Below are 14,696 nucleotides of genomic sequence, written 5' to 3'. Positions count from 1 at the left end.
AGACGACATATAATGTGAAGCGGCGCGGAATGTTAGGGCGCGATCGACAACTTCGCCCTTATACCCTTTCCTCCTTATATCTTTTCTCTCCTATGCCCTCTCCACCTTGGCCGCGTAGCACCCGGCTGCGGCAAAGTGGATATGCAGATAGGCCACATGCGCGGGCGTGAGTAGCTCCGTGATCACGGGTTCGACCTCTTGCCCGTCCACCAGCCGGTTCGCGACCATCATGCCATTGTCATCGAACGATCGCACAGCCAGCACGCGCTTGCGGAGTTGTTCAGGAATCTCATTCACTTTGTCGTAGGTCTCGTCACCCTGGCGCACGAAGATCGCAAACCGCATGCGGTAAGGGGAATCTACCGGATGATGTTCGTAATTGACCAGCACCAGCTCCTCGCCCGGCTCGGCGTCCGTGAGGCTCACCCGGCAGGGATAGGGATAATCCGCGACGCGGCGGACGCCGCCCGCGGCCGCAAGCTCGCGATCCGACAATGTGAACAGGTGGGTGAAGTTTTCAGCTGGTAGTCCGACGATGCGAAAGTCCATGGTGCCGCTCCTTGCGTTGCGTGCCCCTAATTTGTCGCCGATGTCCCGCCGCAGCCACCCGATTCCGGACGCGCAACTATGGCTCACAGCTGGCAGAGTTGTGAAACAGCACCTCTTTCTCGCGCCCGCGCCACATGCCATTATATGAGGCATGACACTCCGCCGCCTCATTACCCTGCCGCTTGCGATGCTCATCATCGCAGGGCTGGCCTTTGCACCGCTGGTGACGCCAGCGAGCGCGAAGACCATTGGTATGATGGGTGGCGGCATGCATGCGATGTCGCACGCGGATGCCGGGCCGGACATGCAATCCATGGCGGATATGTCCGACATGGATTCGATGCAGGCCATGGATACGCATGACATGGCGTCCATGACGGGCATGGAGCCGATGGCGGCGGACATGCCCTGCTGCCCGAACGACAAGAAGAACGACGCCTGCCCCGATTGCCCATTGATGGCGCTCTGCACGCTCAAGACTGCGCAGGCCCATCCGTCGATGGACGACATGCTCCCGATGCGCTCGCCGGTCCGGACCGTTCAGTCCGCTTATGACGACGCCCTTCTCGCCGGCCTCGATCATCCCCCTCCCGACCATCCTCCTCGGCACCTGATCTGAGCGGCGCCTCGCGCCGTTCGCCGTTGCGCGCCTTGACGCGCGCATGACGCATGCCGCCTCGCGGCAGATTCAGGACATCAGAGGATTTGAAACCATGACGACGTTTAACTTCGCGCGCGCCGTGCAGGCCGCGCTGATCGCTGCCGCACTCGGCAGCGCGAGCACGGCTGCCCTCGCCGACATCAACGACTACAAATTCGAACTCGTTGAGCAAACGGTGCAGGAAGGCGCCGACCGCGTGCTCACCGTCCGCCTTCTCGACACCCGCACCGGCAAGCCGGTGCCGGATGCCGTCATTATCGCCAGCCGTCTCGACATGTCGCCGGATGGCATGGGCGAAATGGCGACCAAGGTCACGCCAGTCCCCGGCACTGAGCCCGGCACCTACAAGTTCAAGGCGACCTTCGGCATGGAGGGACGCTGGCAACTTGCGCTCGGCGCGAAGGTGCAAGGCGAAACCGGCACCGTGAACAGCAAGCTCGTCATCACGGCGCGAAAATGAACCGCGCGCTTGCCGCTGCCTCCGCCGTCGCATTGATCGCGGCGGCGGGTGGCGCGTTCGTCGTGGCCGGCGCGAAGCGGCCCGCGACGTTCACACACGTCATCGCCACTCCTGCTGCGGCGGACGACGCCGCATCTGCGCCTGCCTATTACCAGGACCCTGACGGCAAACCGCTGTACTCGCCGACGCCGACAAAGACGCCGGACGGGCGCGACTACGTGCCCGTGCTGTCGGATGCGGAGCCTTCAGCCGAAAGCAAGCCGGCACCGACGACGCGCGCCGATCGCAAGATCAAGTACTACCGCAATCCCATGGGATTGCCGGACACGTCACCCATGCCCAAGAAGGACTCCATGGGGATGGATTACATTCCGGTGTTTGAAGGCGACGATACTGACGACGGCTCGGTGAAGCTGACGCCTGGCAAGATCCAGCGCACCGGCGCGAAATCCGAACCCGCGATGCGTCGCGCGATCAAGTCGACGGTCAAAGCATTCGGGACGATCCAGGAGGATGAACGTCGTGTGTCCGTCGTCGCACTGCGATTTGAGGGGTTTGTTGAATCCGTTGCGGACGTCACCACCGGCCAGCATGTCTATAAAGGCCAGGAGTTGATGAAGGTGTATAGCTCTGCGCTCTCCAGCGCCGCCGCCGAATACCTTACGGCGCTGGGTGCTGGGACGACGGGCCGGGCCTTGAAGGGTGCGCGGCGAAGACTGGAAAATCTCGATACGCCTGACGCAGCCATCGCCGAACTTGAACGCACACGCGAGATTTCGCTCTCCGTGCCCTGGCTAGCCCCGCAAGACGGTGAAATCCTGGAACGCAAGGCCGTAAACGGGATGCGAGCAGCTCCTGGCGAGGTGCTGTTCCGGATCGCCGACCATCGCATGGTTTGGGTCGTGATTGACGTCGCCGAACGTGATCTGTCCCAAGTCTCGCTCGGAGCGAAGGTCATTGTTCGGCCGCGCGCGGTGCAAGGGCAAAGCTTCTCCGGCACGGTGTCGCTGATCTATCCGCATTTGAATGCGCAAACGCGCACCGCACGGATCCGTGTCGAACTCACGAACCCGGACGAGTTGCTTCGCCCCGATATGTATGTCGATGCCGATATCGACACCGGCGCAGCCCAGCCGGTGTTAGCTGTTCCCGAAAGTGCTGTTCTGGACAGTGGCACCCGACAGGCTGTCCTCATCGACAAAGGCGAAGGCCGTTTCGAACCACGCGAGGTTAAGCTGGGTCGCCGTGGCAACGGCTATGTCGAAATCCGCGATGGCCTCACGGACGGCGAGCCCGTCGTGATCTCGGCCAACTTCCTCATCGACGCGGAAAGCAACCTGAAGGCTGCCCTGAAAGGCTTCTCGGACGCGGGAGACCAGCCATGATCGCCCGCCTCATCGCATGGTCCGCACGCAACCTTCTGCTGGTGCTGTTCGGCACCGGCTTTGCCGCCGCAGCGGGCATCTATGCTCTGATCCATCTGCCGCTCGATGCGATCCCCGATCTCTCCGACACGCAGGTGATCGTCTACACGGAATATCCGGGACAGGCGCCGCAGGTCATCGAAGACCAGGTGACGTATCCGCTCACGACCGCGATGCTGACGGTGCCGAAATCGAAAGTCGTGCGCGGTTTCTCATTCTTCGGCGTCTCGTTCGTGTACGTCATCTTCGAGGATGGCACCGATATTTACTGGGCGCGCTCACGCGTGCTGGAGTTTCTCAACGGTGCCAGTTCGCGATTGCCTGCAGGCGTCACGCCAACCATCGGACCGGACGCCACCGGGGTCGGTTGGGTCTACCAGTATGCGGTGATGTCGAAAGAACTGAACCTCGCCGACACGCGCACCATCCAGGACTGGAATCTGAAATTCGCGCTGGCCAAGGCTGAAGGCGTGGCGGAAGTCGCCAGTGTCGGCGGCTTCGTCAAACAGTACAACGTGATCCTTGATCCGCAGCGCATGCGCGATCTCGGCATCACCATGCAGAAGATGCGCGATGCCATCCGCGCCAGCAATGCCGATGTCGGCGGGCGAACCGTCGAACTCTCCGAATTCGAATACGTCATTCGCGGCAAGGGCTACCTCAAAAGCATCAACGACCTCGGCAACGTCGTGCTGAAGACGAACAACGGCACGCCCGTGTTGCTGCGCGATGTCGCCCGCGTCGAGCTTGGCCCGGACGAGCGGCGCGGCATCACCGAATTGAACGGCGACGGCGAAGTCGCGAGCGGCATCATCCTGCAGCGCTTCGGCGTCAATGCGCTCGACGTCATCGACAACGTCAAAAAGCGTTTCCGCGAGATCGCGAGCAGCTTGCCGAAATCCGTCGAGATCGTCCCGGTCTACGACCGCTCCAACCTGATCCATGCCGCCATCGCCACGCTCAGGCATACACTGGTCGAAGAAAGCATAGTGGTGGCGCTGGTGTGCGTGGTGTTTCTGCTGCATGTCCGCAGCGCACTGGTGGCGATCCTGATGCTTCCCGTCGGCGTACTGATGGCGTTCGGCGCCATGAAGCTGCTCGGGATCGGCTCCAACATCATGAGTCTCGGCGGCATCGCCATTGCCATCGGCGCCATGGTCGATGCGGCCATCGTGATGATCGAGAACGCCCACAAGCATCTCGAACGCGCAAAGCCGGGGAAATCGCGCAGCAGTATTCTTATTGGGGCCGCCTCCGAAGTGGGACCGGCTCTGTTCTTCAGCCTGCTGATCATCACCGTGTCATTCATGCCGATCTTCACGCTGGAATCGCAGGAAGGGCGGCTGTTCAGCCCCCTCGCCTTCACCAAGACTTTTGCGATGGCAGCCGCTGCCCTACTCTCGGTGACGCTGGTGCCCGCGCTGATGGTGATCTTCGTGCGCGGCAAGATCATTCCCGAACACAAAAATCCCATCAATCGCTTCCTGATCTGGATCTATCGTCCGGTGATCAAAGGCGTGCTGCGCGCGAAGGTTCTCGTCATCGCACTGGCGCTCGCGGTGCTGGCGGTGACGGTCTGGCCCGCGCGTCAGCTCGGCACCGAGTTCATGCCCAACCTCAACGAGGGCACGCTTCTTTATATGCCCACGACCCTGCCCGGCATTTCCGTGACCAAGGCCGCCGAACTGCTGCAGACGCAGGACAGGATCATCCGCTCGTTTCCGGAAGTGGCATCGGTCTACGGCAAGGCGGGGCGCGCCGCGACCGCGACCGACCCCGCCCCCTCGGAAATGTTCGAGACCATCGTCAACCTGAAGCCGAGGGAAGAATGGCGACCCGGCGTGACCGTGGACAGCCTCATTGCCGAGATGGACAAAGCACTGCAGTTTCCTGGCGTCTCGAACGCATGGACCATGCCGATCAAGGCGCGCATCGACATGTTGTCGACCGGGATCAGAACACCGATCGGCGTCAAGGTGATCGGTACCGATCTCGTCGAAATCGACAAACTCGCGAAGCAGATCGAACAGGTGCTGAAAGCCGTGCCGGGCACGTCGTCGGCGTACGCGGAACGCGGCATCGGCGGCTACTATCTCGACGTGACGCCGGATCGCGAAGCACTGGCACGTTACGGCATCATGGTGCAGGACGTGCAGGACACCATCGCCACCGCGCTCGGCGGCCAGACCGTCACGACGACAGTCGAAGGCCGCCAGCGCTTTACCGTCAACATGCGCTACCCGCGCGACCTACGCGACAGTCCGCAAGCCATCGCCAGCGATGTGCTGGTACCGATGCCCGCAGGCGGCGCGGTGCCGCTCGGCGAAGTGGCGAAGGTCACACCCGCACGCGGGCCGACCACGATCCGCACCGAGAACGGACAGCTCGCGACGTACATCTATGTCGATATTCGTGATCGTGACATCGGCAGCTACGTTGCGGACGCGAAGCACGCGGTGGAAGCCAGCATTCAGTTTTCGCCCGGCGCCTACGTGATGTGGAGCGGCCAGTACGAATATCTCGAACGTGCCACGGCGCGGCTCAAGATCGTCGTACCAGTCACACTTCTAATCATCTTCCTGCTGCTCTATCTCAACTTCCGTTCGATCACGGAGACCCTGATCGTGATGCTGTCGCTGCCGTTCGCGCTGGTCGGCGGGCTGTGGCTGATGTGGTGGCTCGGCTTCAACCTGTCTGTTGCCGTCGCGGTCGGCTTCATCGCGCTTGCGGGCGTTGCTGCCGAGACCGGCGTGGTGATGCTGATCTACCTCAACCACGCTCTCGCAGAGCGGCAGGCGCAATGCGCGAACGAAAACCGCGCATTCACACGATGCGATCTCTACGACGCCATCATGGAAGGTGCGGTGGAACGGGTGCGGCCCAAGATGATGACGGTGGTCGCCATCATGGCGGGCCTGCTGCCGATCATGTGGAGCACCGGCACCGGCTCAGAGATCATGCAGCGCATTGCCGTGCCGATGATCGGCGGCATGATCTCATCGACGGTTCTCACGTTGATTGTCATCCCTGCGATCTTCGGATTGGTGAAAGCGCAACAATTCGCAACGACTACAACTGATAGCAAAGCTGGAGAGGTTCGCATTCACCCGGCGGAATAGGAGCCTCATCTGTGTTCTTCGGCTGGTCTGAGGTGGACGCCGTCGGCGCGATACTCGCTCCAGGCTTGCCGGAGAATCTGCACAGATGATGTGAGGAATATTCCCGCCATCAGAGCCGCCACGGCAATGTCCGGCCACGCAGACGATGAACTCCAAACGCCCAGCGCGGCGATCATAACAACGATGTTCCCGATTGCGTCGTTGCGGGAGCAAAGCCAGACCGAGCGAACATTGGCGTCGCCATCCTTGTAGCGCATCAGCAGCAGGACCGATGTCACGTTGGCGGCCAGCGCCATCGCGCCGATACTGCCCATGACTTCCGCGCTCGGCAGGCCGAGGACAAAAGCTCGGTACACAGTGGACCCGAACACCCATACGGCCATGACACTCAAAGAGAGGCCTTTGAAAAGCGCGGCGGTAGACCTCGCCTTGATACTGGCCCCGATAACCCACAGGCTCAGGCCGTACGTCACAGTGTCCGCCAAAAAATCGAGCGCGTCGGCCTTGAGGGCTTGTGAGCCCGCCACATGACCGGCGACTGTCTCGACCAGAAACATGAGGCCATTGATTGCGATCACCGTCCAAAGGACGCGCTTGTAACGGGGATCCATACCATCAAAAACCGGCACGCCGCCCGAGCAACAGGCATCGCCGGATGTACCGAAAGCTGTGGCCGAGTTTCCGCGCTCGGTTGGAATCTCGATGGCACTCGGTGTGCCGCACTTGTCGTGCGAGCTGCAGCATTGGTCAGCCATGGCGGCTCCTTTTCGATGGTCGGAAAAGAGCGTACAACCTCTAGCGACTAGAGGTTCAAGGACAAAATGGATTACGCAATAGGTGAAGTCTCCCGGCTGACGGGCATCAAGGTCCCGACGATCCGCTATTATGAAAGCATTGGATTGCTGGCGGCGCCTCCTCGGACGGAAGGCAAGCAGCGGCGTTACAGGCCGGAGGATGTCGCGCGGTTGAACTTCGTTCGGCACGCGCGCGATCTCGGATTTGAGATCAACGATATTCGCGAATTGCTGACGTTTTCCAGTCAGCCCGAGCGCTCATGCGAGGAAGTGGACGTCATCGCACGGCGGCACTTGCTCGATGTCGATCGACGCATCGCGCAGCTTTCGACACTTCGCGAAGAGCTTCGTCGGATGATCGTGGAATGCGGTCATGGCCGCGTTTCTGAATGCAGAATTATCGAGGCATTGTCCGAACCCCACGACGCCGACGGCGCCCTCACCGCAAGGTGAATAGATAGCGTCAAAACCATTTGCGGCCTAATAGATAGGATGCTATCTAATTGGCCATGGCACTCACACAATCCCACGTTCAATCGGAACTCGGCCTCCTGGTCCTGCGGCTATCGCGCATCTGGCGCCGCCGGGTCGATCAGGTCTTGGCGGAGCACGGCATCTCGGAAGCAACCTCCCATCCGCTACGCATGCTCGCGCGCGGGGGCAAACGGGTCCGCCAAGGCGTATTGGCCGAAGAACTCGGTATGGAAGGCCCCTCCCTCGTCCGCCTGATCGATCTGCTCGCCGCCGAAGGACTAGTGGAGCGTCAGGAAGACCCGACCGACCGCCGCGCCAAGATGCTTCAGATCACGCCGCTCGGCGAAGCCAAGGTCGAGGAGATGCACGGCGTGCTGCGCCGGGTTCGCGCCGAGATTTACAAGGGCATTTCCGCCGACGAACTGGCGACCACCTTCGACGTCTTGCGCAGGATCGAAGCGGCTGCGCTGCGTTCGCTTGAGATCGCCGAGGATGTGGATGCGTAATCATGACAGCCGTTCGTCCGCCATTCCTGGTTCGTCACGCTGACATCATCTTCTCGCTGAAGACCTTCGCCGCTGCGGTGTTGGCGCTGCTGATCGCGCTGTGGGCGGATCTGCCGCGGCCTTATTGGGCGCTCGCGACCGTTTATATCGCGTCGCAGCCGCTGGCCGGCGCAACGCGATCGAAAGCATTCTTCCGCGTGGCTGGTACGTTGATCGGGGCCGCCGCCACCGTGGTGATGGTGCCCAATCTCGCCAACGCGCCGGAGTTGCTAAGCCTTGCGATCGCACTGTGGATCGGGCTTTGCCTCTATCTCTCGCTGCTCGACCGCACACCGCGCAGCTACATGTTCATGCTCGCGGGCTATACCGCCGCGCTGATCGGTTTTCCCGCGGTGTCGGAGCCCGGCACGATTTTCGATGTCGCGGTGTCGCGCAGTGAAGAGATCATCCTTGGCATCGTCTGCGCCAGCCTTGTCTCCACCATCGTGCTGCCGCGCGGCGTCGGAGCAGCAGTGTCGTCCCGGGTCGATACCTGGCTTCTCAAAGCGCAACAGCTCAGCCAGACCGTGCTCGCCGGTGGTGACGCCGAAAAAGCAACGCGTGCACAGCGGCTGCAACTTGCTGCCGATGCGATCGAGATCGACACGCTGTCGGATCATCTCGCTTATGATCCAACGGTCGATCCCGCCGTGGTGCGGTGGATGCGCGCGCTGCGGCTGCGCATGCTGATGTTGCTGCCGCTGCTTGCCTCCATCGGCGACCGCCTCACAGCGCTCGGCCCGGACGTGCGCACAACGCACCCAGCGTTGATGACCCTCGTTGATGACCTCGCCCGCTGGGTCGGCGTGAGCGATACCGAACGCGAGCCTGCCGAACAGCTGCGCGCCGCCATCGCAGCCCAGCAACCGGCGCTGAATTCCAATTCGTCGTGGGACGAGATCATCGTGGCAAACCTGCTGATGCGGCTGCGCGAACTGGTGGATATTTCGCACGACTGCCGCGCGCTCAATCACGCCATCGCAGATGGCCACCGCCCGCCCGGCGTGGAGTTGGCGTTTCGTCCCGAAGGCGGCGCGGCTGCGGCAAGACACATCGATCACGGCATGGCGCTGTGGTCAGCGGCAGGTGCCGTGCTGGTCGTGCTTGTCTGTTGCGCGTTCTGGATCGCAGGCGGCTGGGTCGACGGTGCTTCGGCGCCGATGATGGCGGCGGTGGGCTGCGCGTTCTTCGCGACGCAGGATGATCCGACCGTCGGCCTGCGCGGTTTCGCCAACTGGTCGATCGTCGCCATTATCGTTGCTGCTATCTATCTGTTCGCCATCCTGCCCGCCATTTCCCGCGTTGAACTATTGCTGCTGGCGCTCGCGCCCGCATTCCTGCTGTTCGGCTTCCTGGCCGCGCGGCCGGCAACGCTTTTCATCGGGATGCTGCTTGCCGTGAACACCGCAAGCGTGATGGCGCTGCAGGAAACTTACAGCGCCGATTTTGCGGGCTTCGTGAATGCGAGCATCGCCTTTCTCCTCGGAACCGAGCTCGCGATCATCATCACCCGGCTGGCGCGTTCCGTAGGTGCGGAGTGGAGCGTGCGCCGCTTGATGCGCCAGAGCTGGACCGCTGTGGCGCTCACCGCCGAACAACGCGGCAACCGCGACCGCGCCACCTTTGCAGGATTAATGATCAACCGTATCGGATTGCTGGCGCCACGGCTTGCCGCGCTGCCCGACAGCGGACTGCACACTGTCGACAGCCTGCGCGACGTGCGCGTCGGCCTCAACATTGTGGACCTGCGCCGCGCCCGTCATGGCTTGCCGCCGCACGCGTTGTCCGCGATGGATGCGATGCTCGACGAGCTTGCGCAGAACTTCCGCAAGCATGACGGCGGCGAGATGCCGGCAGAGCTGCTCGCGCGGATCGATCGCGCTCTTACTGACGTGATGAGCGAAGCGCGCGACGATGTGCGCGGCGATGCGTTGATCGGCCTCGTCGGCATTCGCCGCGGCCTTTTCCCTGCAGCCCTCCCCTATCAGCCGATCGCCGCTGAGCAGACAGCGCGGAGTGTAGCCGCATGAGATACGACCTCGATCTGTTCGGAGTTTTCGTACCGACGCTGCTGATGTGGCTCATCGTCGCCTATGCACTCGGCACACTGCTGCGCCGGCTGGCTGAACGCACCGGCTTTTATCGCTTCGTGTGGCATCGCGCGCTGTTCGATCTTGCCTTGTACGTCTGCCTGCTCGGCGGCGTCGTCTATCTGTCTTCCGGGTACCTGTCATGACCAAGCCTCTCGACTTCATCCGTCGCCTCTTCGTCACAGCGCTGTCGGTCGCCGCCGCGCTCGCGGTCGGTGTGTATCTGTGGGATTACTACATGGAAGCGCCATGGACCCGAGACGGCCGCGTCCGTGCCGACATCGTCAGCGTGGCACCGGATGTCTCCGGCCTCGTCACCGACATCCTGGTGAAAGACAATCAGCAGGTGAAACGCGGCGACGTGCTGTTTCGCATCGACCGCGAGCGCTTCACGCTGGCCCTGCAACAGGCCGACGCCGTCATCGCCGGCCGCCATGCCATGCTCGATCAGGCGGAGTTGGACCTGAAGCGCTATCGCGGCCTCACCCACGACGAAGTTTCGCAACAGAAGCAGGAGCAGGTACTGGCCACCCAGTTGCAGGCCAAGGCGGCCTATGATCAGGCGATCGCGGATCGCGCGGTGGCTCAGCTCAATCTCGACCGCAGCGAAGTGCGTGCCTCCGTCAACGGCATCATCTCCAACATGGATCTGCGGCCGGGCACTTATGTCGCTGCGGGCAAGGGCATCATGGCGCTGGTCGATACCGACAGCCTGCATGTTGACGGCTATTTCGAAGAAACGAAACTACCGCGCATTCATGTGGGCGACAACGTCACTGTGCATCTGATGGGCGACACCAACCGCCTCCATGGCCATGTGGAGAGCATCGCCGCCGGCATCGAGGACCGCGACCGCACCGCAGGCAGCAACCTGCTCGCCAATGTCACGCCGACATTCAGCTGGGTGCGTCTCGCCCAGCGCGTGCCGGTACGCATCGCACTCGACAACGTTCCCGCAACCACGAAGCTTGTTGCCGGCCGTACCGCGACGGTGGAGATCCATCCGAAGGACGGAACGAGCGTCGCGAAGCTGTTCTGAGAAAGCAAAACGTCCTCCACATGGGAGGACGTTAAAAGGCCGAAGCGCTTCGCGGTGACTGGCAGCGCGGGTCAGCGCGATTTTCCAACATTATTTTCCGGCCTTGGCGATATCAGCGTCGCCTCCCGCGATATCCCCATTTGCGCGCTTCGCCTGACCGCGGTTGTACAACGCATCGGGATCGTTTGGCTTGATCCGGAGGGCCGCGTCGTAATCCATGATCGCGCGGTCGTACCACTCCTTGTTGGCGTAGGCGATGCCACGATTGACAAACGCCAAGACATACCCAGGCTTCAGGCGCAGCGCCTGATCGTAGTCCTGGATGGCGCGGTCATATTTCCCCTGTCCGTCGTAGGCGGCGCCCCGACTGACAAAATTGTCGGCATTGCTGGGGTTCAACCGGATGGCTTGATCGTAGTCATCGATCGCAAGGGGAAGCCGCCCCTTGCTGGCATAGTCCAGGCCACGATTGTAGTAGGCCAACGCGTAATTCGGATTAAACCGGATCGCCTGGCTATACTCTTCAATCGCGCGGTCGAATTCCCCCGCCTTGTCATAGGAAATGCCCCGGTTGTAGAATGACACGGCCGGATTTGGAATTTGCTGTACGAGGGACTGAACCCTGTCCCCGCCTGGTGGGATCACAAAAGGAGCGGGCGTCGGCGGCGGCCCCGGCGACCGGACCGGCCCCAACGCCGACGACGTGATTTTGAGGATCGTCAGCAAACCGAACACGATCAAACCGGGCATCCACCCGCTGTGGTCGGGAATCTTCGGCGGAGGCGCAGGCGGTGGCGCGCTCCCTGGCATCACGCCGGTCCTCACCCATTCGCGCACGGCGCGCAATCGCAGCGCGATTTGATCCGCCATCTCTTGCGGCATCATCGCGTGCAAGCGGCGATCGTTGCTGGTCCATGCGTAATCGTCGTCGAGGCCGAGAACCAGCGACTGCGCTGCTTTCTGCCTCGCTTCAGGTGTGTTTGCGTCGAACAGACCCTGGCTGAGCACCGTCGCGACGGCGCGCAGGGCTTCGACTTCGAGTTTCTGACGCTCCACGATCGACTGCTCGCCCAACAGCTTCAAGATCGGTGCGACGGGCGGAAGCGCCAGATTTCCTGTCCAGGCGTCAACGAATGCGGACAACAGCTTCACGACCACATCCGGACCGGTGGCCACTGACACCGGGTCAGCCACCGGTCTCGCCGGCGGCGCCTCGGGCTCGGTCCAGGTTGGCGGTGGTTTGGGTGGATCGACATCGACCGTGACCGGCCGCTGCTGTTGGACTGGAGGCTGTTGGGCGGGAGGCTGCTGTGGCTCAGCGGGCGGCGACCGTGATCCGGCCGCGATTTCGATCTCGACCGGCGCCGATGTTTCGGCCGGCGGCGTGTTCTTCCGCGTTTCCTCCTGACCCGACTTTTCCGGCTCGCCTTGGTCGACGACGACGCGCGGTGCCTGTGTCTTCACCTCAGGCGGGCTCGCCGACCTGTTCGGCAAGGGCGCATCGCCTGGCGTCGCTGTCTCTTCGCGCTTTGGCACGGCCGAACGTTGCGGTGACTGGAGAGCGGTGTTTTCGATCATGCGCAGCGCGACATCACGCGCCTGCACCAGCCGTTGAAAACCGGCTGCATCGACATCTGGCCGCACGATTTTCAAGCGCGTGGCATACGCGCGGCGGATGGAGCGCTCGTCAGCCGGACCATCCAAGCCGAGTTCGGACCACGGATACCCCGCCACCCCTTAGCCCTCGAAATCGCGGAACGGAGAGTTCTCCATAGCGTCGAGCTGTTCGCTAAACGCCTTGCGCACCGATGACGGGTCACGCAATTGTTGATCGGAAATCGCCATTTCGAATTGATTGATCCAGTGCCGGATCAACTCACGATTCTGCGGCGTCTGTTCCGCGTAAAGCCTTTCGGCGCGAGCGAGCAGTGTCTTGCTCTCGATGTGCTCGCGTGGGTGCAGTTTGATCGCGGCCAGCGCCTTGAAGCGCGCATCGAGTTCTTCCTCGGAAAGTCCGGATGCGTTCCGGAAAATCTTGCGATCTTTGACACCAGTTGAAACCACCTCGACCTCGACTTCGAGCGCGCCGTTGATGTCATAGGTGAACTGGATATCGACGCACTCTTGGCCTTTGGGTTTCGGCGCGACCGTCAGCGGCATGGTACCGAGGTGAATATTGGCTTCCGGGCGCAGGTTCTCGCCCTGAAAAACCATGACCGGCAAACTCGTCTGGTTATCGTCCAGCGTACACAGCCGTATCCTGCGCGAAATCGGGACCATCGCATTGCGCTCGATGATGGCCTTCACGAAATTGGTCGCCTGCTTTGGGTTCGACGCGTCCGTCGCAACCACACCCAGCGTGAACGGACAGACGTCGGTCATGACCACGTCCTTCAACGCGCCATCGCGATTTACGAGAGCGGCTTGCACGGCTGCGCCGAGCGCCACTGTCGTATCCGGATCAATGGACACCAGAGGTAGACGGCCGAACATGCGGGCGACAAGAGCGCGAACCATCGGCAGCCGCGTCGCACCGCCGACGAGCACGATCGCATCGAAGCTGTCTGGTCTCAACTTGGCATCGACCACCGCGCGCTCGGTCGGTGCCCGAAGCCGCCGCAGCAGATCGGAGCATTCCGCTTCGAAAGCCTCGCGGGTGATCGACCCCTCATATTTCGTCTCGCCGATGCCGAGCGCGAACGGCGCCTCGTGCGAGCTCGACAGATTGATCTTCAGTTGCTCGGCAGCGCGGCGAATCCGCGCCTGATCGACGAGATCGAGTTGTTTCAGATCCAGCTTTCCCCGAGCCGCGATCATCCGCTCGACGATCCCGGTAAAGTCGTCGCCGCCGAGGCCGCTGTCGCCAGTGGTGGCGCGGATCTCCATGATGCCTTCATATTTGTCGAGGATGGAGACGTCGAAGGTGCCGCCGCCCAAGTCGAAGATGAGATATTTGCCTTCGGCCGCTTCGCCGAGACCATATGCCAGGGCCGCGGCGGTTGGTTCGTTCACCAGCCGCTGGACCTTGAGGCCCGCAAGCCGACCGGCGTCGATCGTGGCCTTGCGTTGGTGATCGTTGAAATATGCCGGAACAGAGATGACCACATCGGATACGGGCTCTTTGAGATAAGCTTCCGCGTCCTCCTTGAGTGAGCGAAGCACGAACTGGGACAGTTCCTCCGCGCGATAGGACATCTTGCCAAGGGAGGTCAGTTGCTTGGAGCCCATGAGACGTTTGAAGGAAGCGGCCGTCATCTGCGGATTGGTGATCAGGCGCTCTTTCGCGGCCTGCCCCACGAGAGCCGCGTCCGTGTCGTCGACCCCAACGACGGAGGGTGTCAGAACCTGACCGAGCGCGTTCGGAATGAGCTTCGGCTTGCCGTCCTCGATGATTGCGATGAGTGAGTTTGTCGTTCCGAGATCAATCCCACAGAAAACCAAGGATGGACGCTCCATGCGTTTGAAATGCGGTTAGATATCGGCTGGGTACAAACTGACGCCACGACAATGCGACCGCACGCATACGCCAGCGGACGATATC

At 62.0% G+C, this 14,696-nt stretch carries 13 protein-coding genes; 9 read left to right on the top strand and 4 right to left on the bottom strand.

What is annotated here, in order from left to right; translation table 11 throughout:
• Positions 1-90 precede the first annotated feature (90 nt).
• Positions 91-549 carry a DUF1203 domain-containing protein gene (locus tag ACZ5C3_RS08695; RefSeq protein ID WP_464036910.1) on the bottom strand — a complete coding sequence of 153 codons (459 nt, stop codon included), beginning with the start codon at positions 547-549 and terminating at the stop codon, positions 91-93.
• 151 nt (positions 550-700) lie between these two features.
• Here ACZ5C3_RS08695 and ACZ5C3_RS08690 point away from each other — a divergent pair, with 151 nt between their 5' ends.
• From ACZ5C3_RS08690 to ACZ5C3_RS08675, 4 genes are all read left to right on the top strand, one after another.
• Positions 701-1,168: a hypothetical protein gene (locus ACZ5C3_RS08690; RefSeq protein ID WP_464036908.1), complete on the top strand. Its 468-nt coding sequence runs from the start codon at positions 701-703 to the stop codon at positions 1,166-1,168.
• Between the two features lie 94 nt (positions 1,169-1,262).
• Positions 1,263-1,670, top strand: coding sequence for a FixH family protein (locus ACZ5C3_RS08685; protein ID WP_464036906.1), 408 nt, complete (start codon positions 1,263-1,265; stop codon positions 1,668-1,670).
• A complete protein-coding gene (locus ACZ5C3_RS08680) occupies positions 1,667-3,055 on the top strand; it encodes an efflux RND transporter periplasmic adaptor subunit (RefSeq protein ID WP_464036905.1) in 1,389 nt (462 codons plus the stop codon). Before ACZ5C3_RS08685 ends, ACZ5C3_RS08680 begins: the two co-directional genes overlap by 4 nt.
• On the top strand, positions 3,052-6,213 hold the full coding sequence (locus ACZ5C3_RS08675; protein ID WP_464044649.1) for an efflux RND transporter permease subunit: 3,162 nt from the start codon (positions 3,052-3,054) through the stop codon (positions 6,211-6,213). Before ACZ5C3_RS08680 ends, ACZ5C3_RS08675 begins: the two co-directional genes overlap by 4 nt.
• A 5-nt stretch (positions 6,214-6,218) precedes the next feature.
• Here ACZ5C3_RS08675 and ACZ5C3_RS08670 read toward each other — a convergent pair whose 3' ends face one another.
• Positions 6,219-6,968: a cation efflux transmembrane domain-containing protein gene (locus ACZ5C3_RS08670; RefSeq protein WP_464036903.1), complete on the bottom strand. Its 750-nt coding sequence runs from the start codon at positions 6,966-6,968 to the stop codon at positions 6,219-6,221.
• A gap of 66 nt (positions 6,969-7,034) precedes the next feature.
• Between ACZ5C3_RS08670 and ACZ5C3_RS08665 the strand changes: the two genes are divergently transcribed.
• From ACZ5C3_RS08665 to ACZ5C3_RS08645, 5 genes are read left to right on the top strand one after another with little or no spacing between them, the layout of a single operon-like run.
• Entirely contained in the window at positions 7,035-7,460 is a 426-nt protein-coding gene (locus ACZ5C3_RS08665; RefSeq protein WP_464036902.1) for a MerR family transcriptional regulator, read from the top strand.
• A gap of 56 nt (positions 7,461-7,516) precedes the next feature.
• Positions 7,517-7,987 carry a MarR family winged helix-turn-helix transcriptional regulator gene (locus ACZ5C3_RS08660; protein WP_464036900.1) on the top strand — a complete coding sequence of 157 codons (471 nt, stop codon included), beginning with the start codon at positions 7,517-7,519 and terminating at the stop codon, positions 7,985-7,987.
• Between the two features lie 2 nt (positions 7,988-7,989).
• On the top strand, positions 7,990-10,056 hold the full coding sequence (locus tag ACZ5C3_RS08655) for an FUSC family protein (protein WP_464036898.1): 2,067 nt from the start codon (positions 7,990-7,992) through the stop codon (positions 10,054-10,056).
• Entirely contained in the window at positions 10,053-10,262 is a 210-nt protein-coding gene (locus tag ACZ5C3_RS08650) for a DUF1656 domain-containing protein (protein WP_464036896.1), read from the top strand. Before ACZ5C3_RS08655 ends, ACZ5C3_RS08650 begins: the two co-directional genes overlap by 4 nt.
• Entirely contained in the window at positions 10,259-11,155 is an 897-nt protein-coding gene (locus tag ACZ5C3_RS08645; RefSeq protein WP_464036895.1) for an efflux RND transporter periplasmic adaptor subunit, read from the top strand. Before ACZ5C3_RS08650 ends, ACZ5C3_RS08645 begins: the two co-directional genes overlap by 4 nt.
• A 90-nt stretch (positions 11,156-11,245) precedes the next feature.
• Here ACZ5C3_RS08645 and ACZ5C3_RS08640 read toward each other — a convergent pair whose 3' ends face one another.
• Both ACZ5C3_RS08640 and ACZ5C3_RS08635 read right to left on the bottom strand, forming a co-directional pair.
• On the bottom strand, positions 11,246-12,889 hold the full coding sequence (locus tag ACZ5C3_RS08640) for a J domain-containing protein (protein WP_464036893.1): 1,644 nt from the start codon (positions 12,887-12,889) through the stop codon (positions 11,246-11,248).
• A gap of 3 nt (positions 12,890-12,892) precedes the next feature.
• Entirely contained in the window at positions 12,893-14,611 is a 1,719-nt protein-coding gene (locus ACZ5C3_RS08635) for an Hsp70 family protein (RefSeq protein WP_464044648.1), read from the bottom strand.
• Between the last annotated feature and the right edge of the window lie 85 nt (positions 14,612-14,696).

It is taken from the genome of Afipia dichlorophenoxyacetatis, assembly GCF_055386385.1.
This window is presented reverse-complemented; position numbering and strand designations above follow the sequence as displayed.

What these genes read in the sequence shown, in the direction of transcription:
- ACZ5C3_RS08690 (WP_464036908.1), top strand. Translation starts at nt 701, where the DNA reads ATGACACTCCGCCGCCTCATTACCCTGCCGCTTGCGATGCTCATCATC.
- ACZ5C3_RS08695 (WP_464036910.1), bottom strand. Translation starts at nt 549, where the DNA reads ATGGACTTTCGCATCGTCGGACTACCAGCTGAAAACTTCACCCACCTG.
- ACZ5C3_RS08680 (WP_464036905.1), top strand. Translation starts at nt 1,667, where the DNA reads ATGAACCGCGCGCTTGCCGCTGCCTCCGCCGTCGCATTGATCGCGGCG.
- ACZ5C3_RS08645 (WP_464036895.1), top strand. Translation starts at nt 10,259, where the DNA reads ATGACCAAGCCTCTCGACTTCATCCGTCGCCTCTTCGTCACAGCGCTG.
- ACZ5C3_RS08660 (WP_464036900.1), top strand. Translation starts at nt 7,517, where the DNA reads ATGGCACTCACACAATCCCACGTTCAATCGGAACTCGGCCTCCTGGTC.
- ACZ5C3_RS08655 (WP_464036898.1), top strand. Translation starts at nt 7,990, where the DNA reads ATGACAGCCGTTCGTCCGCCATTCCTGGTTCGTCACGCTGACATCATC.
- ACZ5C3_RS08635 (WP_464044648.1), bottom strand. Translation starts at nt 14,611, where the DNA reads ATGGAGCGTCCATCCTTGGTTTTCTGTGGGATTGATCTCGGAACGACA.
- ACZ5C3_RS08675 (WP_464044649.1), top strand. Translation starts at nt 3,052, where the DNA reads ATGATCGCCCGCCTCATCGCATGGTCCGCACGCAACCTTCTGCTGGTG.
- ACZ5C3_RS08650 (WP_464036896.1), top strand. Translation starts at nt 10,053, where the DNA reads ATGAGATACGACCTCGATCTGTTCGGAGTTTTCGTACCGACGCTGCTG.
- ACZ5C3_RS08670 (WP_464036903.1), bottom strand. Translation starts at nt 6,968, where the DNA reads ATGGCTGACCAATGCTGCAGCTCGCACGACAAGTGCGGCACACCGAGT.
- ACZ5C3_RS08665 (WP_464036902.1), top strand. Translation starts at nt 7,035, where the DNA reads ATGGATTACGCAATAGGTGAAGTCTCCCGGCTGACGGGCATCAAGGTC.
- ACZ5C3_RS08685 (WP_464036906.1), top strand. Translation starts at nt 1,263, where the DNA reads ATGACGACGTTTAACTTCGCGCGCGCCGTGCAGGCCGCGCTGATCGCT.